This window comes from Paraburkholderia phytofirmans PsJN (assembly GCF_000020125.1).
GTDB lineage: Bacteria > Pseudomonadota > Gammaproteobacteria > Burkholderiales > Burkholderiaceae > Paraburkholderia > Paraburkholderia phytofirmans.
In genome coordinates, this window is the sequence record NC_010681.1 from 1986712 (window position 1) to 2006708 (window position 19997).

Annotated in this window: 21 protein-coding genes; 11 read left to right on the top strand and 10 right to left on the bottom strand. The window is 64.1% G+C overall.

The window, feature by feature from the left end; genetic code table 11:
- The first annotated feature begins 73 nt into the window (after positions 1–73).
- Positions 74–496 carry a hypothetical protein gene (locus BPHYT_RS08755; protein WP_012432783.1) on the top strand — a complete coding sequence of 141 codons (423 nt, stop codon included), beginning with the start codon at positions 74–76 and terminating at the stop codon, positions 494–496.
- A gap of 86 nt (positions 497–582) precedes the next feature.
- Here the strand turns inward: BPHYT_RS08755 and BPHYT_RS08760 are convergent, their stop codons facing one another.
- Both BPHYT_RS08760 and nodI read right to left on the bottom strand, forming a co-directional pair.
- Positions 583–1410, bottom strand: a complete 828-nt coding sequence (locus tag BPHYT_RS08760) for an ABC transporter permease (protein WP_012432784.1) — start codon at positions 1408–1410, stop codon at positions 583–585.
- A gap of 102 nt (positions 1411–1512) precedes the next feature.
- Positions 1513–2427, bottom strand: a complete 915-nt coding sequence (nodI, locus tag BPHYT_RS08765; protein ID WP_012432785.1) for a nodulation factor ABC transporter ATP-binding protein NodI — start codon at positions 2425–2427, stop codon at positions 1513–1515.
- A gap of 309 nt (positions 2428–2736) precedes the next feature.
- Between nodI and BPHYT_RS08770 the strand changes: the two genes are divergently transcribed.
- Positions 2737–3201, top strand: coding sequence for a universal stress protein (locus tag BPHYT_RS08770; protein WP_012432786.1), 465 nt, complete (start codon positions 2737–2739; stop codon positions 3199–3201).
- 159 nt (positions 3202–3360) lie between these two features.
- Here the strand turns inward: BPHYT_RS08770 and BPHYT_RS08775 are convergent, their stop codons facing one another.
- The 3 genes from BPHYT_RS08775 to lexA all read right to left on the bottom strand — a co-directional run bounded on the left by BPHYT_RS08775 (position 3361) and on the right by lexA (position 5219).
- Positions 3361–4023, bottom strand: coding sequence for a DUF2939 domain-containing protein (locus tag BPHYT_RS08775; RefSeq protein ID WP_012432787.1), 663 nt, complete (start codon positions 4021–4023; stop codon positions 3361–3363).
- Between the two features lie 106 nt (positions 4024–4129).
- Entirely contained in the window at positions 4130–4474 is a 345-nt protein-coding gene (locus BPHYT_RS08780) for a hypothetical protein (protein ID WP_012432788.1), read from the bottom strand.
- Positions 4475–4568: 94 nt separating this feature from the next.
- Positions 4569–5219, bottom strand: coding sequence for a transcriptional repressor LexA (gene lexA / locus BPHYT_RS08785; protein ID WP_012432789.1), 651 nt, complete (start codon positions 5217–5219; stop codon positions 4569–4571).
- 313 nt (positions 5220–5532) lie between these two features.
- Here lexA and BPHYT_RS08790 point away from each other — a divergent pair, with 313 nt between their 5' ends.
- The 5 genes from BPHYT_RS08790 to BPHYT_RS08810 all read left to right on the top strand — a co-directional run bounded on the left by BPHYT_RS08790 (position 5533) and on the right by BPHYT_RS08810 (position 10747).
- Complete coding sequence (locus BPHYT_RS08790; protein WP_012432790.1) at positions 5533–6573, top strand: sulfate ABC transporter substrate-binding protein; 1041 nt, start codon at positions 5533–5535, stop codon at positions 6571–6573.
- Positions 6574–6722: 149 nt separating this feature from the next.
- Positions 6723–7625 carry a sulfate ABC transporter permease subunit CysT gene (gene cysT / locus BPHYT_RS08795; protein WP_012432791.1) on the top strand — a complete coding sequence of 301 codons (903 nt, stop codon included), beginning with the start codon at positions 6723–6725 and terminating at the stop codon, positions 7623–7625.
- The gene (gene cysW / locus BPHYT_RS08800) at positions 7622–8674 is read left to right on the top strand and encodes a sulfate ABC transporter permease subunit CysW (RefSeq protein ID WP_012432792.1); all 1053 of its coding nucleotides are present in this window, start codon (positions 7622–7624) and stop codon (positions 8672–8674) included. Before cysT ends, cysW begins: the two co-directional genes overlap by 4 nt.
- Positions 8674–9732 (top strand): sulfate/molybdate ABC transporter ATP-binding protein, encoded by a 1059-nt coding sequence (locus tag BPHYT_RS08805; RefSeq protein WP_012432793.1) that lies wholly within the window; start codon positions 8674–8676, stop codon positions 9730–9732. Before cysW ends, BPHYT_RS08805 begins: the two co-directional genes overlap by 1 nt.
- A gap of 88 nt (positions 9733–9820) precedes the next feature.
- Complete coding sequence (locus BPHYT_RS08810; RefSeq protein WP_007182122.1) at positions 9821–10747, top strand: CysB family HTH-type transcriptional regulator; 927 nt, start codon at positions 9821–9823, stop codon at positions 10745–10747.
- Positions 10748–10898: 151 nt separating this feature from the next.
- Here BPHYT_RS08810 and BPHYT_RS39435 read toward each other — a convergent pair whose 3' ends face one another.
- Positions 10899–11021, bottom strand: a complete 123-nt coding sequence (locus BPHYT_RS39435) for a hypothetical protein (RefSeq protein WP_274378467.1) — start codon at positions 11019–11021, stop codon at positions 10899–10901.
- On the opposite strand from BPHYT_RS39435, the gene BPHYT_RS08815 reads away from it, so the two are divergent.
- Positions 10972–12015 (top strand): asparaginase, encoded by a 1044-nt coding sequence (locus BPHYT_RS08815; protein WP_041758897.1) that lies wholly within the window; start codon positions 10972–10974, stop codon positions 12013–12015. The genes BPHYT_RS39435 and BPHYT_RS08815 overlap by 50 nt on opposite strands.
- Before the next feature lie 160 nt (positions 12016–12175).
- Here the strand turns inward: BPHYT_RS08815 and BPHYT_RS08820 are convergent, their stop codons facing one another.
- The 4 genes from BPHYT_RS08820 to gcl all read right to left on the bottom strand — a co-directional run bounded on the left by BPHYT_RS08820 (position 12176) and on the right by gcl (position 16832).
- Entirely contained in the window at positions 12176–12577 is a 402-nt protein-coding gene (locus tag BPHYT_RS08820; RefSeq protein ID WP_012432795.1) for a DUF3597 domain-containing protein, read from the bottom strand.
- Between the two features lie 556 nt (positions 12578–13133).
- A complete protein-coding gene (locus BPHYT_RS08825) occupies positions 13134–14042 on the bottom strand; it encodes a 2-hydroxy-3-oxopropionate reductase (protein WP_012432796.1) in 909 nt (302 codons plus the stop codon).
- Positions 14043–14137: 95 nt separating this feature from the next.
- Positions 14138–14947 carry a hydroxypyruvate isomerase gene (gene hyi / locus BPHYT_RS08830; protein ID WP_012432797.1) on the bottom strand — a complete coding sequence of 270 codons (810 nt, stop codon included), beginning with the start codon at positions 14945–14947 and terminating at the stop codon, positions 14138–14140.
- A 109-nt stretch (positions 14948–15056) separates the two neighbouring features.
- On the bottom strand, positions 15057–16832 hold the full coding sequence (gcl, locus tag BPHYT_RS08835; RefSeq protein WP_012432798.1) for a glyoxylate carboligase: 1776 nt from the start codon (positions 16830–16832) through the stop codon (positions 15057–15059).
- Positions 16833–17138: 306 nt separating this feature from the next.
- Between gcl and BPHYT_RS08840 the strand changes: the two genes are divergently transcribed.
- The 3 genes from BPHYT_RS08840 (at position 17139) to BPHYT_RS08850 (ending at position 19858) form a co-directional block, all read left to right on the top strand.
- Positions 17139–18053: a LysR family transcriptional regulator gene (locus tag BPHYT_RS08840; RefSeq protein WP_012432799.1), complete on the top strand. Its 915-nt coding sequence runs from the start codon at positions 17139–17141 to the stop codon at positions 18051–18053.
- Positions 18054–18198: 145 nt separating this feature from the next.
- Positions 18199–18933: an RNA polymerase sigma factor gene (locus tag BPHYT_RS08845; protein ID WP_012432800.1), complete on the top strand. Its 735-nt coding sequence runs from the start codon at positions 18199–18201 to the stop codon at positions 18931–18933.
- Entirely contained in the window at positions 18923–19858 is a 936-nt protein-coding gene (locus BPHYT_RS08850; RefSeq protein WP_012432801.1) for an anti-sigma factor family protein, read from the top strand. Before BPHYT_RS08845 ends, BPHYT_RS08850 begins: the two co-directional genes overlap by 11 nt.
- Positions 19859–19997 lie beyond the last annotated feature (139 nt).

A 19997-nucleotide genomic window follows, 5' to 3' on the forward strand; every position in this document is an offset into this window, starting at 1 on the left:
CGAAAAATGGAGAGCGGCGCGCGCTCGGATTCGCGCGCCGTCCACAACAGAGCGATAGGACTCAGGACATCGAATGGCGCAACAAAAAACAAACCCAAAACTTGAGCAGGCGCTGACGCGCGGGGACCTGGCGATCCGTCAGGCGAATTCGGCGCGGGCCACCGCACTGCTGCGCGCGTTGGGCAAGATGATCGTGGACGCGTCGGCGACGATCGGCGTGGAAGCCTTCACCCTGATTCCCGACGGCGACAAAATCTACGATCCGGCCGATGGGCTGTGGCCGCAGGAACTGCAGGTCTCTCTCGATGGTCCCGTCGAAGAAGCCGATCCGGACGAAGTGCGCACGGTCCGCCTGATCTCCGACGATCCGGGCACGGTGTTCCGGGTCGAGTGGCAGCGCGCCGACGGCAAGATCGGGCGTCAGGACGGCGGCCCGTTCGCCACGGTGGCGTTTATCTCCGACGTGGACATTCCGTGGACGGATGACGAGGACTGAGCGAGCCCGGCTCGCGGCAGGCGCTGATGTTTCGTCGAGCGAGGCGATCAGCGCCTGTGGTGCGTTATGGTCGACGGCCGGGAAACCTACTTCATCATCCGGCGGCGAAACAGAATCGCCGACACGATAAACCCGCCGAGCGCATACGCGGCCAGCACGGCCACATGCAACAGCGCATTGTCGACGGGCCGACCGAGCATGGCCGGCCGCATCAAGTCGACGGCATGCGCCAGCGGCAGCAACTGCGTGGCGCCTCGCGCCACGGCAGGCAGTTGCGAGACCGGAAAGAACACGCCGGATAGCAACAGCATCGGCGTCAACACCAGCGTCTGGTAAAACATGAAGAAGTCGTACGAAGGCGCGAGCGCCGTCACGACCATCGCGATGCTCGCGAACGCGAGCCCGGTCAGCACGATGACCGGCAGCGCCAGCAGCATCGACGGAAAATTAGCGTAGCCCAGAGCGCCCGCCACCAGCATGATCGCCGCGCCTGAGAGCACTGACTTGCTGGCTGCCCAGATCACTTCGCCGAGCACGATGTCGCCGAGCGTGAGCGGCGTATGCATGATCGCTTCCCACGTGCGCTGCACGTGCATGCGCGAGAAGCCCGAATACATCGACTCGAAACTCGCCGACATCATCACGCTCGAAGCCACCGTGCCCGCCGCGAGAAACGCGATATACGACACGCCGTCGACATGGCCGACCATCAGCCCCAGCCCGAAGCCGAGGCCGAACAGATAGATCATCGGGTCGGCCAGGTTGCCGAACATCGAGGCGATCGCGAGTTTCTTCCACACCAGATAGTTGCGGCGCCACACGGCGATCCAGTTCGTCGCGTTCGCGGGAGAGGCGGCGAAGGCTTCCTGTTTCGATGGCGTATCGCCCGGGGTTTCGTAAGTGCGTGCGTCCATTGCGTGTCTCGTGCGTCTCGTGCGTGTCCCTGCGTGATTTCCGTCAGGGCGTCGTTGTCGTTGCAGCGCGTCGCGTGCGATGCCGGTCTCCACCGATGCGCTCTAGTCCTGCATCTCGCGGCCCGTGAGCCGCAGGAACACATCCTCCAGATTCGCCGGTCGATGCAGATAGCGCAGATCCGCGCGCTGCTTGAGCCGCGCGTGCACCGGCTGCGCGTCGTTGACGTAGCAGAACAGCGTCTCGCCGCTGATCTCGGTGCGCTCGACGAGCGGCGCCAGTTCATCGCGCAACGCCACCGGATCGGGTCCGAAGATCTCGATTACATCGCAACCGATCTCGGAGGCGATCAACGCGCTCGGCGCGCCTTCGGCGATCTTGCGCCCTTCTTCGATCACGCACAGCCGGTGGCAGAGGCGTTCGGCTTCTTCCATGAAGTGCGTGGTCAGCAAAATGGTCTTGCCGCGCGCGAGCAGCGAGCGCAGCCGCTCCCAGATCAGATGGCGCGCCTGCGGGTCGAGACCGGTGGTCGGTTCGTCCATGATCAGCACGTCGGGATCGTTGACGAGCGCGCGCGCCAGCGTGAGGCGCCGCTTCATGCCCCCGGACAGCTCGCTCACGCGCGCGTCCGCCTTGCTCTCCAGACGCGCGAATTCGAGCAGCGACGGCACCATGGCGCGGCATTGCGCGGCGCTCAAGCCGAAGTAGCGGCCGAACACCAGCAGGTTCTCGCGCACCGTGAAATCGGGATCGAGATTGTCGAACTGCGGCACCACGCCAACGCGCGCCCGCGCCACGCGCGCGCGGCCTGGGATCGGCTCGCCGCACAGACGGATCGTGCCCGCATCCGGCGCCGCGATGCCGAGCAGCATGCGCAGCGTGGTGGTCTTGCCCGCGCCATTGGGGCCGAGCAGGCCGAAGCACTCGCCGGCGTTGACATGAAACGACAGTCCATCGACGACCGTTTTTTCGCCGTAGCTTTTTTTGACCTGATGAAATTCGATGGCGGCTTCGGGCATGGATCGAACGAGTCTCCAGGGAAAGGCGTGAATGACCTGAGTGGCCGGTTGCGGCGGCCTATTCTAGGGCATCGGCGCGACATTGTTGGTTTGCCCCGACAATCCGAAGCGGGTTTCTTGCACTGCGGCATCGGCCTGCGGAGCCTCTCCAGGCGGCGCGTGCACCTGTTTATGGTGCGGTTAGAGGGCGGTTAGAGGGCGGTCAAGGGCGCTCGGCGCACAGTTAGCGTTTTCCATCCCTTGCAACCTGAATTGCGGCGCACCATGATTAATTGAGAATCGCGCGTCCCGCGCGAAGGGAGAAAAATCATGGCGAGCTACCAGAAAATCCTGCTGTGCTACGACGGCTCGCGCGAAGGCCGCAAAGCACTACGTTGCGGCGCCGACCTGGCGTTGGATCTGAAAGCGGAAACGCATTTGCTGTCGGTGGTCGACATGCGTTCGAGCATTGCGCAAAGCGCGGGCCTGCTGACCGACGTGGCCTGCGGCAGTTTCGAAAAGACCGCGCGCGATATTCTGCAGGAAGGCGTGGACTGGCTCACGGAGCGAGGCGTGACAGCACAGGGGCATTTCGCATTTGGCCATCCGATCGATGAGATCGCCAACCTCGCCAATGAACTGCATGTCGATCTGGTAGTGGTCGGCCACCGGTGCCGCACGGGTTTGTCACGATGGTGGATGGGCGCGGGCAATACGCCGCTGCTCGACCGTGTTTCGTGCAGCATTCTGGTGGCGTGTTCTTCGGCGCAGGAGCAGCAGCAAGCGGCGGCTTGAGGCGTATGTCGGTCACCGAGGCCGGGTGGTCGACTGGCGGCCGGGTAATCCGGCCGCACCTACCTGGTGGCCGCGACGTCATAACGAAGTCGCTGCACGACTCGCTGAACAATTGGCGCGACCGAAGGATCCGCGCCAAACAAAGCCGACCTGCCGCGATCACTCGTTCAGGTTGACCGCTGCCAGCTTCCAGGTGAATACACCCTCGCGCTGAAAGATCGCCGAGTAACGCGCGTCGCCGGCGCCATGTTGGTACGTGACGACGAATTCGTTGAGGCCGCGATAGCCCGCCGTGGTCTGCGGCGGCTGCGGGGGCGTGGCGTCGGCATTTCCATTCGCCGCGTTGCCGGCAGGCGGCGCAGCCGGTGCGGCTGCTGTCGCGGCGGCGTCCGGCGGATTGCTCGCGGCCGGCGGCGCGGGCGGCCGCTCACCCGGATCGCCGCGCGGCGGCATGCCGTTCAGCAAGGCCGCGACGCCGTCCGGAGTGGCATACGCATCCACGAGCGGACCGATCAATGCGACGCCGATCATCGCGCCAATGGCGGCCAATGGATTGCCGTTGCTATGCGCGCCAAGCCGGCGTGTCAGCAGGCCGGCGACCTGTTCCTTCAGGCTCTCGCGCAACGCAGGGAAGTCGACGTACTGATTGACCGTCTGCGCGTTGCGCGCATCGGCCGCGCGTTTGAGATTGTTCAGCGCGATGTACGGTGACGCGTAAGCAAACCCCAGTGCGGCGATCACCACGATCACGACTAGCGTGACGATCAGCGGCTTTGTGGCGCTGCCTCTGCTGCCGCGTTGGCTACGTTTCGGAACTGCCATCGAGTGGGACTCTCCATCAGGTGTGATCTAACGTGGACCGCGGCCACGCGAAAACGATCCCACGCAATGCAATCTCTCGCCGCCCCGTTCTAGAACCGCCTGGACATCAAGACTCAAACACCGCGCCGTGCACGTTCGCTTCATCGGCGATGCAGCGGTCGATCATGCGGCAAACCGCGTCCATTGTGCCGACCATGATGAGACGCGACGGCCCGTGATAGACCCGCACCGGTGCGCGACGCGCCGGTTCGGCCGTATTCAAACCCGAATTCAACGACACGCGGGCAAACGCCGGCAACGACGACGGCAAGCTCGACGCGGCCTCGGGCGAGTCGAACAGCGACGGCGTGCTGAGCGTGGCCGACTCGATCAACGAGCAGGGCACCAGCTTGCGAAGATGGCGCAGACGACCGAACTGGCGAAAGGGCAGCAGGCGGGCAAGACGTTCCATGAGACTCTCCAGACGATGCGACATTGATGCGACGCGAATGCAACATTGATGCGACATTGACGCGGCTTTTTATTCTGTCGAACGGGCAAGCGGCTTAGAACTCGCCGGGGCGAATGAGCCCCACGGCGATGCCCTCCAGCGCGAATTCCGCACTGCCGGTTTCAACGAAGATGTTTTCGTAATCGGGGTTCTCGGCGATCAGTTCGAGCCCGTTCGGCCGGCGCTTCAGGCGCTTGACCGTGACGTCGTCGCCGAGCCGGGCAATGATGATCTGGCCGTCTTTCGCTTCGCTGCGCTTTTGCACCGCGAGCAGGTCGCCGTCGAAGATGCCCGCGTCGCGCATGGACAGCCCGCGCACTTTCAGGAGGTAATCCGGCTTGCTCGAGAACAGCGCCGGGTCGCAGGCGTAGTGCTGCGAGATATGTTCCTGCGCGAGGATCGGGCTGCCGGCGGCGACGCGCCCGATCAGCGGCAGCGACAGTTGCATGATGCTGGCGTGCGGCAGGGTGAACTGGTGCGGCGAGTCTTCCGGACCGGCCAGCAGGCGAATGCCGCGCGATGCGCCGGCCGCGAGTTCGATCACGCCCTTGCGAGCGAGCGCGCGCAGATGTTCTTCTGCGGAGTTGGCCGAGCTGAAACCCAGTTCGGCGGCGATCTCCGCGCGGGTGGGCGGAAAGCCGGTGCGTTCGATAGCCCTGCGGATCAGATCGAAAACCTGCTGCTGTCGTGCGGTGAGTTTGGTCATGGCGCCACTGTATGTATGAACAGGTGACTGTATTTTTATACAGTATTCGGCGCAATTCAAGCTTTACTTTAAGTTCGGGGTGAAGGGTGGCGTTCCAGCGTCGTCGAGCGATGTTCCAGCACCCGTTTTCGTGCCGCAACGCCTTATCCAGCTGCTGTTACCACTTTTGAGTATTAAAAAATGAAGAAACATTATTTTTAATGATGAAAGCCCTTCGATAGACTGGCCTCCAGTTGGCGCTCATGTGCACGTGACCGCGACGTAAAAGAACACCACACGCTGTTTCAGCGGACACAACGCGGAGAAAGTCGATATGAATCACCAACGCACGGGGCTGGCAGGCAGGACGAAACAACTCATCGCGGCGCTCGCATTGGGCGCGGCGGGCGCGCTCGGCGTAATGGCGCAGGCGCACGCCGCAGACACGACGCTGCTGAACGTGTCCTACGACCCGACGCGCGAGCTGTATCAGGACGTCAATCAGGCGTTCGGCAGGGAGTGGAAGGCGAAGACGGGCGAGACGATCACCTTCAAGCAGTCGCACGGCGGCTCCGGCGCGCAGGCCCGCTCGGTGCTCGACGGCCTGCAGGCCGACGTGGTGACGCTGGCGCTCGCCTACGACATCGACGCACTCGCTAGCAAGGGTTTGCTCGACAAAGGCTGGCAGAAGCGCTTGCCGGACAACGCGTCGCCGTACACGTCGACGATCGTGTTTCTGGTGCGCAAGGGCAACCCGAAGCACATCAAGGACTGGGACGATCTGACCAAGCCGGGTGTGTCGATCGTGACGCCGAATCCGAAGACCTCGGGCGGCGCGCGCTGGAACTACCTCGCGGCGTGGGCGTATGCGGAGCATCAACCGGGCGGCAATGATCAGAAGGCGAAGGAATTCGTCGGCAAGCTGTACAAGAATGCCGGCGTGCTGGATTCGGGCGCGCGCGGCGCGACCACCAGCTTCGTGCAACGCGGTATCGGCGACGTGCTGATCGCATGGGAAAACGAAGCCTTCCTGTCGCTGAAGGAATTCGGTCCGGAGAAGTTCGAGATCGTGGTGCCGTCGGTGAGCATTCTGGCCGAGCCGCCGGTCGCGGTGGTGGACAAGGTGGTCGACAAGCACGGCACGCGCAAGGTCGCCGAAGCGTATCTGAACTTCCTGTATAGCGAGCAAGGCCAGGAGATCGCGGCGAAGAACTTCTACCGTCCGCGTTCGAACAAGGTGCCGGCCGAGCTGACGGCCAAGTTTCCGAAGCTGAAGCTCTACACGGTGGACGACTCGTTCGGCGGCTGGGCCAACGCGCAGAAGACGCATTTTGCCGACGGCGGTGTGTTCGATTCGATCTATCAACCGCAGTAACACGCCCGCTGCCGGAGTCGGTAAAGGCATCGGCATAGGCAAGACGACGCGGCAACGCGTCACTCCCGAGCGCGCCCCATGGGGCGCGCTTTTGGCCGCCAGGGCCCGGCGGCCGGCAACACGAGCATCAACCTGAACGAGTAACGAGCATGACGACGTTGACCTTCCGAAAACCGAGCGCGTTGCCCGGTTTTGGCCTGACACTCGGCATCACGGTGGCTTATCTGAGCCTCGTGGTGCTGATCCCGCTTGCGGCGACCTTTCTCAAGACCGCTACGCTCGATTGGAGCCAGTTCGTGCGCGCAGTCAGCTCACCGCGCGTGCTCGCGTCGTATCGGCTGACATTCTTTTCCGCGCTCGGCGGCGCGCTGATCAACGCGGTGTTCGGCTTTCTGGTCGCCTGGGTGCTGGTGCGCTACACGTTTCCGTTCAAGCGCATCGTCGATGCCGTGGTCGATCTGCCGTTCGCGCTGCCCACCTCGGTCGCCGGCATTTCGCTCGCGGCCGTGTATGCGGGCAACGGCTGGATTGGGCAGTTCCTCGAACCGCTCGGCCTGAAGATCGCGTTTACGCCGGCGGGCGTGCTGGTCGCGCTGACCTTCATCGGTTTGCCGTTCGTCGTGCGCACCGTGCAGCCGGTGCTCGAAGAGTTCGAACGCGAGCAGGAAGAAGCGGCGGCGTGTCTCGGCGCCTCGCGCTGGCTGACGTTTCGCCGTGTGGTGTTGCCGGCGGTGTTTCCGGCTCTGCTGACGGGCTTCGCGCTGGCATTCGCCCGCGCGCTCGGCGAGTACGGCTCGGTGATTTTCATCGCCGGGAACGTGCCGATGAAGTCGGAAATCACGTCGCTGCTCATCATCACCAAGCTGGAGCAGTATGACTATGCGGGCGCGACAGCGCTGGCGGTCGTGATGCTGGTGGTGTCGTTCCTGATGCTGCTCTTCATCAATACCTTGCAGTGGTATTTGCAACGTCGCACGAGCCGTGGCGGCGCAGGCCCGGCGCCTGCCGCCGCGAGTGTCGCGGCGATCGGTGCCGGCGGAGGTGCGCAATGAGCCGCGATTCCGTAAAGAATGCAGGCGCGGCAGCAGCCGTGGCCGTGGCGCCGCGCGCGCCGCTGAACGTTGCGCGCCGGCCCGATCCGGTCACCGAGCCGCCTGTCGTGCGCTGGATTCTGACCGGCGTCGCGCTGCTGTTTCTCGCGCTGTTTCTGGTCGTGCCGCTCGCCGCCGTGTTCTATCAGGCGTTGAACAAAGGGCTTGGTTTCTATCTGGAATCGCTCGCCGATCCGGACGCGCTCTCGGCGATCAAGCTCACCGTGATCACCGCCGCGATCGCGGTGCCGCTGAACCTCGTGTTCGGCCTCGCGGCTTCGTGGTGTATCGCCAAGTTCGAGTTCCGCGGCAAGGCGCTGCTGACCACGCTGATCGATCTGCCGTTCTCGGTGTCGCCGGTGATCTCGGGATTGATCTATGTATTGATGTTCGGCGCGCAAGGCTGGTTCGGCCCGTGGCTGCAGGATCACAACGTGCAGATCATTTTCGCGGTGCCGGGCATCGTGATGGCGACGATCTTCGTCACGTTCCCGTTCGTCGCGCGTGAACTGATCCCGTTGATGCAGGCACAAGGCAACGACGAAGAAGAAGCCGCGCACGTGCTCGGCGCGTCGGGCTGGCAGATTTTCCGCCGCGTCACGCTGCCCAACGTCAAATGGGGCCTGCTGTACGGCGTGATTCTTTGTAACGCGCGGGCGATGGGCGAGTTCGGCGCGGTGTCGGTGGTGTCGGGCCATATTCGCGGCCAGACCGACACCATGCCCCTGCACGTCGAAATTCTCTACAACGAATACAACTTCTCGGCGGCGTTCGCCGTGGCGTCGGTGCTAGCGCTGCTCGCACTCGTGACGCTCGGCCTGAAGCTGCTCGCCGAGCGCCATATGTCGGCGGAACTATCGGCCGCGCGCGACGTGCCCGCTTACGCCGGCCCAGTCACGCCACCGGACAGTGCAAAACCCGCAACACCCGCAACACCCGCAACACACACGCAAGCAATGCAAGCCACGCATGCATCGCAGCAACACCCGCTCAAGCAAGGAGAGCTGTAATGGGTATCACCGTTCGTAACCTGCAGAAGCGCTTCGGCGATTTCGTCGCGCTCGATAACGTCTCGCTCGACTTTCCGCCGGGTGAACTGGTTGCGCTGCTCGGGCCGTCGGGTTGTGGCAAGACAACCTTGCTGCGCGTGATCGCGGGACTCGAATACGCCGACGGCGGCCAGGTCGTGCTGCAAGGCCAGGACGTGGCGACGGTCGGCGCGCGCGAGCGGGAAGTGGGCTTCGTGTTCCAGCATTACGCGCTGTTTCGCCATATGACGGTGTTCGAGAACGTGGCGTTCGGCTTGCGCGTGAAGCCGCGCAAGGAGCGTCCCTCCGAAGCGGTGATCCGCGAAAAGGTGCATGAACTGCTCAAGCTCGTGCAACTCGACTGGCTCGCGCAACGCTATCCGTCGGAATTGTCGGGCGGCCAGCGGCAACGTATTGCGCTCGCGCGCGCGTTGGCGGTGGAGCCGAAAGTGCTGCTGCTCGACGAACCGTTCGGCGCGCTAGATGCGAAGGTGCGCAAGGAACTGCGCAGCTGGCTGCGGCGCCTGCACGACGATCTGCATATCTCGACGATCTTCGTCACGCACGATCAGGAAGAAGCGCTCGAAGTCGCCGATCGTATCGTCGTGCTCAATCGCGGCCACGTGGAGCAGGTGGGCAGTCCGCAGGACGTGTACGACCATCCGCAGACCTCGTTCGTCTACGAGTTTCTCGGCGCGGCGAACCGTCTGCATGGCAACGTCGATGCGAGCGGCTTCGTCGTGGATGGCGCGGCGTTGCCGGTTTCCATCAAGGCCGATTTCAGCGGCCCGGCGTTCGCCTATGTACGTCCGCACGATCTGCAGTTGTATCCGCAGGCGTCGGGCCATCGCGAGGGCATTGTCGTCGACGTGCGGCGCGTGGTGACGCTGGGCGGCTCGGTGCGTGTCGAACTCGCGGGCCGCGAAGGCAACCTGCTCGAAGCCGAACTCGACCGTGAAGCGTGGCGCGATCTGCAGCTCTCCATCGGCGACGGCGTGACGGCGGTGCCGCGTGCATTGCGCGTTTTTCCCGCACAATGAGCGCAGTCAGGCGCGCACAACAGCGACACGACCCGGCGTTTCAATCGAACTCAAATAACTTAACTCTGGCAAAACCGGAGACATCAAGATGAATTTTCAGCAATTGCGCTTTGTGCGCGAAGCCGTGCGCCAGAACATGAATCTGACCGAGGTGGCGAACGTGCTGTACACGTCACAGTCGGGCGTATCGAAACAGATCAAGGATCTGGAGGACGAACTCGGCGTCGACATTTTTATTCGACGCGGCAAGCGTCTCACGGGCCTTACCGAGCCGGGCAAGGCCGTGCATCAACTGATCGAGCGGATGCTGCTCGACGCCGAAAATCTGCGCCGTGTCGCGCGCCAATATGCCGATCAGGATAGCGGCCACCTCGTCGTGGCGACCACTCACACGCAGGCGCGCTATGCGCTGCCGAAGGTGATCCGTCAATTCACCGAGGTGTTCCCGAAAGTGCATCTGGCGCTGCGCCAGGGCAGTCCGCAACAGATCGCGCAGATGATCATCAACGGCGAAGCGGACATCGGCATCTCCACCGAAGCGCTCGACCGTTTCCCGGATATCGTCACGTTCCCGTGCTATTCGTGGCATCACGTGGTGGTGGTGCCTAAGGGTCATCCGCTGGTCGGCAGGCCGAATCTGACGCTCGACGAGATCGCCGAATTCCCGATCGTCACTTACGACCAGGACTTCACGGGCCGCTCGCATATCGACCAGGCCTTCGCGAAAGCGGGCGCGTTGCCCGACGTCGTGCTGACCGCGATCGACGCCGACGTGATCAAGACCTACGTGGAACTCGGCATGGGCATTGGCGTGGTCGCGGCGATGGCCTACGATCCGAAGCGCGACACGGAACTGGTCGCGCTCGACACGCAGCATCTGTTCGAGGCGAGCACGACGCGGGTCGGTTTGCGCAAGGGCGCGTTCCTGCGCGCGTACGCGTACCGGTTGATCGAGATGTTCGCGCCGCAATTGAACGAAGCGGATATCGCCGCGCAGTTGCGCGAAGCGGTTTGACGGATGCGCCGGATCGTCGCGGTCCGGCGCCATGCACGAACGTTGCCGCACGAATCCGTCGCGGCGGCCGGTTAGTACGACTTTCATGCGGGCCGCGGCTGGCCTTAGTGCAGACATCGCGCTAACTTGTGGCGCGCATGCACCTGCCTCATCAAACCCGAAACGAACGGACATCCGTTTTTTCACGCATGGCGGCGCGCGGCGCATCGCTTACAATCGCCGCCATGAATACTTCGACTTCTTCTTCCGCTATGCCTTCAGACGAAGGCGCCATGCCACTGCTGCCGCGCATCGTCGTGCTGGCGACCGGCGGCACGATTGCCGGCGCGGCCGCGAGCGCCACCAACACCTCGGGTTATCAGGCCGGTGTGATCGGCGTCGAGCAACTGCTGGCCGTGGTGCCGGCCTTGTCCACGGTGGCGCGCATGGAGCGCGAGCAGATTGCCAGCGTCGACAGCAAGGACATGGCGATGCCGCTGTGGACCACGCTCGCGCAACGCATCAACACGCTGCTCGCCGACGATGAGATCGACGGCGTGGTGGTCACGCACGGCACCGACACGCTCGAAGAAACCGCCTACCTGCTGCATCTGACCATCAAGTCGGACAAGCCGGTCGTGCTGACGGCGGCCATGCGCCCGGCCTCGGCGCTCTCCGCCGATGGCCCGTTGAATCTGCTGAATGCCGTGACGGTCGCGGCACAGGCGAGCGCGCGCGGGCAGGGCGTGCTGGTGGCCTTCAACAACAGGATCCACAGCGCCCGCGACGTGGTCAAGACGAGCACCTATGCGGTCGATGCGTTTCATTCGCCCGAAATCGGCGCGCTCGGCTGGGTGCAGGATGGCCGCGTCGAATTCCAGCGCGGTGTGGTGCGTCCACATACGCTCGCAACCGAATTCGTGATCGGCGCGCAGTGGCCGCATGTGGAGATCGTGCTGAGTTACGCGGGCGTGTCGCGCATTGCCGTGGATGCGTTGGTTGCCGCCGGAGTGCGCGGAATCGTCGTGGCGGGTACGGGCAACGGCTCGATTCACGCCTCGGTGCAGCAGGCGCTCGCCGATGCCGCCTCGCAAGGCGTCGCGGTGGTGCGCGCGTCGCGCGTGGGTTCGGGGCACGTGATGCGCAACGGCGCGGCCGCCGACGACGCACTCGGTTTCGTCAGCGCAGGTTCGCTGAATCCGTACAAGGCGCGCGTGCTGCTGATGCTGGCATTGGCCGCGGGCGCCACCGGGCCGATGGCGTTGCAGAAAATATTCGATACGTACTGATCGATTCAGCGTGGACAGGACGGCTTCGAAGTCAGAAGCGTGTTCCGCACATGAAGCCTGAATGACAACGCGGCGCCCAGGTCATCGACCCGAGCGCCGCGTTGTCGTTTCAGCTTGAGGCTTATCGTTAGCGCCGCAACGAGGCGGCGTCGGCAAGCAGTCAGTTCGCCAGATCCGGCGGCAACTTGCCGCCGTTAGCTGCCAGTGCCACCATCACCTGCTTGTGCAGCCAGATGTTCATGCTTGCCGAATCGTTCGTGTCGCCGGTGTACTTCAGTTCCCTGGCGAGTTCCTTGCGATGCTCGAGGCTGCTGTCGACGCCGAGCGCTTTGAGCGTGTCGACGATCGACGTGCGCCAGTTCAACGTTTGACCGCTTTCGCTCACGAACTGGTCCATGACGACAGCGACGTCGACATCGGCGAGCGGCGCGGGCGCCGGAGTAGCCGCGGGTGCGGCGGCTTGCGCCGCGGCCGGATCCGGTGTCGGCTCGACAGCGGGCGCAGGCTGGTCCGGTTTCGCTTTGCCAAAGAGCTTATGTACGATGTCACCAAAGATGCTCATTCTGAATCCTTTGCAGAGGGGTTATTGGCGCAAGCACATGCCGCTCACGGGTTGAACACTGGTTGGGACTCGGGCGAATTAAGCAGAGGACACGCGATGCCTTGATCGGCAAGCCGCACCTGAACGCTGACACGCCCGCAACCAGACTCAACGAGTGTAGGAGAAAAGCGCGGACCGATGTGTCAAAAAAGGTCGAGCAAAGGGGACGGAGTTGCAAGCAAATGCAAGCGGACTTGCGGGCCTGCGTACGATTGGAGCCGCAAGCAGAGACGCCGGTGAGCGGCATGCGTGATGCATCCGCTGCGAGAGTTTGGCCGAAAAAGCATAAGCATCGTTAAACATGAAATCCGACAGCCGGACACCCGACGACGACGTCTGACCGACCAAGGCTTCCCCGGCGCCGCCGGGTGCCGCTGCGGACCCCACTTGCCGCTCTCAGCCCAGAGCGGCACGATTTGCCCGTTGCGCCGTGCATGTCGCACGACGAAGCGGGCGCCCCACCTTCAACTGCCATGACGTTGATATTGCAACGATCAGGGCAGTCCGTATCACTTCCTCATGCCGCCTTGGCTTCGCTGCCCGGCGCTTGCGCGACTTCGAAATTCGCCATGATTTCGAGCGCGCGCACCATCGCCGAGTGATCCCATGCCTTGCCGCCGTTCGCCGCGCACACGCTGAACAGTTGCTGCGCGCTTGCCGTATGCGGCAAGGCGATGCCGAGTTTGCGCGCGCCGTCGAGTGCGAGGTTCAGATCCTTCTGGTGCAGCTCAATGCGGAAGCCCGGATCGAACTTGCGCTTGGTCATGCGCTCGCCGTGCACTTCGAGAATCCGCGACGAGGCGAAGCCGCCCATCAAAGCCTTGCGCACACGTTCCGGATCGGCGCCCGAGCGCGCGGCGAACAGCAGCGCTTCGGCCACCGCTTCGATATTCAGCGCGACGATGATCTGGTTCGCGACCTTGCAGGTCTGACCCGCGCCGTTCTCGCCGATCAGCGAAATGTTCTTGCCCATCAGCTCGAACAGCGGCTTGGCCGTAGCGAACGCTTTTTCGGGACCGCCCACCATGATCGTCAGCGACGCCTCACGCGCGCCGACTTCGCCGCCGGAAACCGGCGCATCAAGATAGTCGACGCCGAGCGCGTTGATCTTCTTCGCGAATGCTTGCGTGTCGAGCGGCGAGATCGAGCTCATGTCGATCACGAGCTTGCCCTTCGAGAGGCCGGCCGCCACGCCGTCGTCGGCGAACAGCACGTTGGCGACATCCGGCGTGTCCGGCACCATGATGATGACGATGTCGGCGGCTTGCGCGACAGCGGTCGAATTCGCGACGACGCTCGTCGTTTTGCTCAGATCTTCCGGCACCGGGTACGCGCCATTCACGAACAGCGAGTGACCGCCCTTGATGAGGTTGCGCGCCATGTGCGCGCCCATGATGCCGAGGCCGATAAAACCGATCTTTGCCATGTGTCTAAATCTCCAGTGTTGTTGGGTGTCCCTCGAGGGACTTCCTTCGGGGCGTCGAGCGCCTGATCCCGCCGGGCAATCAGGCGATGCGGCGCTCAGGCGGCGGCGTGCGCCGCGCCGCGGGTTTGCCCGGCCACGCTCTGCACCCAGCCGAGGCCGGCGGTGGTCGTCGTGCGCGGTTTGTATTCGCAGCCGACGTAGCCGTCGTAGCCGAGCGTGTCGAGCAGATCGAACAGGAACGGGTAGTTGATTTCGCCGGTGCCCGGTTCGTTGCGGCCCGGGTTGTCGGCGAGCTGGATGTGCGCGATCTGCGGCAGGTTCTTCCTGATGGTCGCCGCGAGTTCGCCTTCCATCCGTTGCATGTGATAGATGTCGTACTGCAGGTACAGGTTGTCCGAACCGACCGCGCGAATCACGTCGAGGCCTTCGCCCGAATGGTTCAGCGCGAAACCCGGAATGTCATAGGAATTGCACGGCTCGACCAGCAGCTTGATGCCGGCCTTCTTCAGTTCGCTCGCGGCGAAGCGCAGGTTGTCGACGATCGTCGAGCGCGCCTTGTCCGCATCCACGCCGGCCGTCGGAATGCCGACGAGGCAGTTCAGTTGCGGCACCTTGAGTGCTTTCGCGTATTCGATCGCGCGGCCCACGCCTTCCTGGAATTCGCTCACGCGATCCGGCAGGCACGCAATGCCGCGTTCGCCGGCTTCCCAGTTGCCCGCGGGCAGGTTGTGCAGCACCAGCTTCAGGCGGTTCTGCTGCAGACGTTCGCTCAATTCAGCGATCTGATACGGATACGGAAACAGAAATTCGACGGCGTGAAAGCCCGCGTCCGCCGCGGCCGCAAAGCGGTCGAGGAACGGGACTTCGTTGAAGAGCATGGTGAGATTCGCTGCAAATTTCGGCATGGTGCGTCTGTCTCTCTGGTCGGTCAGGGGAATGGCTTCGTGAGGCGGTTCGGTGTTGCCGAACCGCGCCCACGTGATGCTCGATTTTTTAATGCTTCGATCGACTTGCTCAGTCGAGCATGCTGATCGCGGTCGGTGCGTCCTCGCGCTTCGCAGCCAGTTCTTCGAACTCGTTGATCGCGTCGATCTCGGTGCCCATCGAAATGTTGGTCACACGTTCGAGAATCACTTCGACGATCACCGGCACGTTGAACTCGGAGAGCATCGATTGCGCCTTCAGCAGCGCGGGCTTCAGTTCTTCCGGTTTGAACACGCGGATCGCCTTGCAACCCAGACCTTCGGCGACGGCAACGTGATCCACGCCGTAGCCGTTCATCTCCGGCGCGTTGATGTTCTCGAAACCGAGCTGCACGCAGAAGTCCATGTCGAACGCGCGCTGTGCCTGGCGGATCAGGCCGAGGTACGAGTTGTTCACCACCACATGCACGTACGGCAGCTTGAATTGCGCGCCCGCTGCCAATTCTTCGATCATGAACTGGAAGTCGTAGTCACCCGAGAGCGCCACGATCGGACGCTGCGGATCAGCCGCACGCACGCCGAGCGCTGCCGGAATCGTCCAGCCGAGCGGGCCGGCCTGGCCGCAGTTGATCCAGTTGCGCGCCTTGTAGACGTGCAGGAACTGCGCGCCGGCGATCTGCGAGAGACCGATCGTGCTCACGTAGCACGTGTCGCGGCCGAACACCTGGTTCATCTCTTCGTAGACGCGCTGCGGCTTCATCGGCACATTGTCGAAGTGCGTCTTGCGATGCATCGTCCGCTTGCGCTCCTGGCAATCGGCGACCCATGCGCTGCGGTCCTTCAGCTTGCCCGCGGCTTTCCATTCCTTTGCCACTTCGACGAACAGTTCGAGCGCGGCCTTCGCGTCCGACACGATGCCCAGATCCGGGCCGAACACGCGGCCGATCTGCGTCGGTTCGATGTCGACGTGCACGAACTTGCGGCCCTTCGTGTACACCTCGACGCTGCCCGTATGACGGTTCGCCCAACGGTTGCCGATGCCGAGTACGAAGTCGGAGGCGAGCATCGTCGCGTTGCCGTAGCGGTGCGAGGTTTGCAGGCCGACCATGCCGGCCATCAACGGATGGTCGTCGGGAATCGCGCCCCACGACATCAGTGTCGGGATCACCGGCACGCCGATGGTTTCGGCGAACGTGACGAGCAGGTCTTCAGCGGCTGCGTTCAACACGCCGCCACCCGAGACGATCAGCGGCTTGTCCGAGTTATTCAGCAACGTGAGCGCGGCTTCGATCTGCTTGCGCGTCGCTTTCGGCTTGTAGACCGGCAGCGGTTCGTAGGTGTCGATGTCGAATTCGATTTCGGCGAGCTGCACGTCGATCGGCAGGTCGACCAGCACCGGACCCGGACGGCCCGAGCGCATCAGGTGAAAAGCCTGCTGGAACACGCGCGGCACGAGTGCCGGTTCACGCACGGTGACGGCCCACTTGGTGACGGGCTTGGCGATCGACTCGATATCGACGGCCTGGAAGTCTTCCTTGTACAGACGCGCGCGCGGCGCCTGGCCCGTGATGGCGAGAATAGGAATGGAGTCGGCCTGAGCCGAGTACAAGCCGGTGATCATGTCCGTGCCGGCGGGGCCCGACGTCCCGATACACACGCCGATGTTGCCCGGTTGAGCGCGCGTATAGCCTTCGGCCATATGCGACGCGCCTTCGACGTGGCGCGCCAGCACGTGGCTGATGTTGCCTGCCTTGCGCATGGCCGAGTAGAACGGGTTGATCGCTGCGCCCGGAACGCCGAATGCGGTGTCGATGCCTTCTTTTTCGAGCACCAGCACGGCTGCGTCGACGGCTCTCATCTTGGCCATGAATGTCTCCTGAATGTCTTGGGGATGGGCGAATTAAAAGTGTTGAGTGGACTTTAGGCCTGACGGAAAGGTTTGATAAGATCAGTGCGGGTCGCTTATTTCGAAACAAAAAGTATGGAATGGCCCGCGAACTGGCATCGGGGCGCGCGCTGCGTGGGATCGGAGTAAGCGCTAAAGCGCCAACTCCGATCGACCGCCTTGCATGGGATCGGAGTAAGGCGCTAAAGCGCCAACTCCGATCGACCGCCCTGCGTGGGATCGGAGTAAGCGCTAAAGCGCCAACTCCGATCGACAGAGGAGACAACAATGGACCGCTTCAAACAGATCGAAACCTTCGTGCGCGTCGCGGATGCCGGCAGCCTTGCGGCGGCCGCGCTGGAGGAGGGCGTGTCGCCGGTGATTCTCGGCCGGCGCATCGACGCGCTGGAAAAGCGCCTCGGCGTGAAACTCATGTACCGCTCGACGCGCCGGCTCGTGGTCAGCGAAGACGGCGCCGCGTTTCTGGAGCGCTGCCGGGGTCTTCTCACCGAATGGGATCAGGCGGAAAACGAACTGAGCGCCGGGCGGCGCGCGGTCAACGGCCATCTGATCGTGTCGGCGCCGGCCGCGTTTGGGCGCAAACACGTCGCACCGCTCGCGCCGGTGTTTCTCGCCGACAAGCCGGAATTGCAGGTGTCGTTCAATCTGACCGACCGGGTGGTGGATCTGGTGCGCGAAGGTTACGACCTGTCGATCCGCATAGGCGGCGCGGTGGATCCGAACTTCGTGGCGGTCAAGCTGGCGTCGAACCGGCGGGTGGTGTGCGGCACGCCGGAGTATTTTCGCCAGCACGGCAGGCCGAAAACGCTCGAAGACCTGCCGCAGCACAACTGTCTCGCATTCAATCTTCAAGGCGGACAGAACCGCGGCTGGTATTTCCGCCGCAACGGCAAGCTGGCGACGGTGCGGGTGGGCGGCACGCTCGACTGCAACGACGGTGAATTGCTGCACCGCTGGGTATCGGAAGGTCTCGGGCTCGGCTGGCGCTCCACGTGGGAGATCCAGCAGCAGCTGGCGCGCGGCGAGCTGGAAACCGTGCTCGACGAGTTCGCGCTGCCCGACTACGACATTCTCGCCGTCTACCCGCAGCAGCGGTATGTGCCGGCCAAGGTGCGGTACTTCATCGATTATCTGAAAGAGGTCTACGCGAGCGAGGATTACTGGAACCGGCCGGCTTACTAGCCGTAGCCGCGCCCGGCGATCCCGGCCAGTTTTTTGCGGATTCTGCGCGGCGGCGGGAATAAACTCGGCAAATGGCCGGTTATCCATTGCAGAGAGTGTCCCGGCGAGCTGCATCGCATAGCCCGCAATGCCCTGGAGGGCCGAGGTGGTCCAGACCGATTCAGAACCTGTCCGCGCGCACGGCGAGTCCGAAGCAGCGAGGAGCCGGCGCTTTCAGCAGTTGGCGCTGCCGCACCTCGATGCCGCGTACAACCTTGCGCGCTGGTTGTGCGGCAACGCGAGCGATGCCGACGATGTCGTGCAGGAAGCGTTCATGCGCGCATTCCGCTTCTTCGACACATTTCGCGGCGACTCGGCGCGGCCGTGGCTGCTGGCAATCGTCCGGCGCACCTGGTACACGGAATGGCGACGACGTTCGTCGTCGCACGAGACGGTGGAGTTCGACGACACCATGGACGACGCCTCGTTCGACGGCTGGAGCGTCGGCGGCGCCGATCCGCAGGCGCTCCTGATCCGCGACGAGGACACGAAGCGCGTGCATGAGGCGCTTGCGCAACTGCCGGTCGAATATCGGGAAGTGCTGATGCTGCGGGAGCTGGAGGAAATGGGTTACAAGGAGATCGCGGCGGTGGCCGACGTGCCGATCGGCACGGTGATGTCCCGGCTCGCGCGGGGGCGTCGCAAGCTTGCCGCGTTGCTCGCGGAGAAACAGGGGGGCGCGACTGCCTCGCACAGGTCGTCGGCGTGCGCGGCGTCCGGCCCGGGCAGATCGGCCACGGCGAGCGTGACCCCATTGCGGGCGTCCGCCAACGGCCGACCACTCAACTCGCCAGGCGGCACCGCCGCCGGCAGCGCTCAGGAGACGCCAGATGGACTGTAATGAAGCGCGGCCGCTCCTCGACGCGAACGCCGATCACGAATTGCCCGCGCCGGATGCCCGGCGTGTTCAGCAGCACATCGAGAGCTGCGACGGCTGCCGGCGCGAAAGCGAGAACCTGCGGGCCTTGAGCGGCGCGGTGCGGGCGGCGCCTTACCATCGTGCGCCGCAGTCGCTGCGCGAGCGGATCATCGCGGGATTGCCGTCCGTCGACGAGCCGGTCGCGGCGGCCGAGGCGTCCGAGGTGCCGCTTGCCCATGTCGAGGCGCCGCCGCGCGAACGTGCGCGGCGCGGCTGGCTCGATCGTTTGCTGGACGGCATGCGGGCGCCGCAAGGTGGCTTCGGCTTGCCGACGGGCGCGGGCGGCGGCGCGGTCGGATCAGGCGGCGTGTTCGGGCGCGGCTGGCTGATGGTGCTGGTGCTCGTGCTGGGCGCGGCGGCGGCGGGCGTGGCGCTGAACCTGCGCCGGCCGGCGGACTTCGGACCGTTCGCCGACGAGCTGATAGAAAGCCACGTGCGCGCGCAGGTCTCAGGGCGCGACATCGACGTGATTTCGACGGATCGGCATACCGTCAAGCCCTGGTTCAACGGCCGGCTGGACTATTCGCCGCCGGTCGAGGATCTCGCGGCGAACGGCTTCGCGCTGGAGGGCGGCCGCCTCGATTACCTCGCGCATCAGCGGGTGGCCGTGCTGGTGTACCGCTACCAGAAGCACGTGATCGACGTGTACGTCTTTCCGCAGACCGCCGCCAGCGGCACGGTGCCGGCGACGCTGGGCCGCGAAGGCTATTCGATTGCGCACTGGAACGCGGAAGGCATGACCTGGTGGGCGATCTCGGACGCCGCGCCGGATGCGCTGAAGGGGCTGGAAGTGGCGCTGAAGGCGCGTCTGCAAAGCGGCAGCGAGCGCACGGAAGCGGGCTCATAGACTGGCTGGAAACGGCCACTGGGCGGCCTTGGCGGCCCGCAGGCCGCCGGGCTGTACCGGTTTGGCTGTTCAGGCCTCGCCAGCCGTTTCAGGCTGACCGGCGCGAGAGGCTGCGTCCGCTCTCGTCGCGGCGCCACCG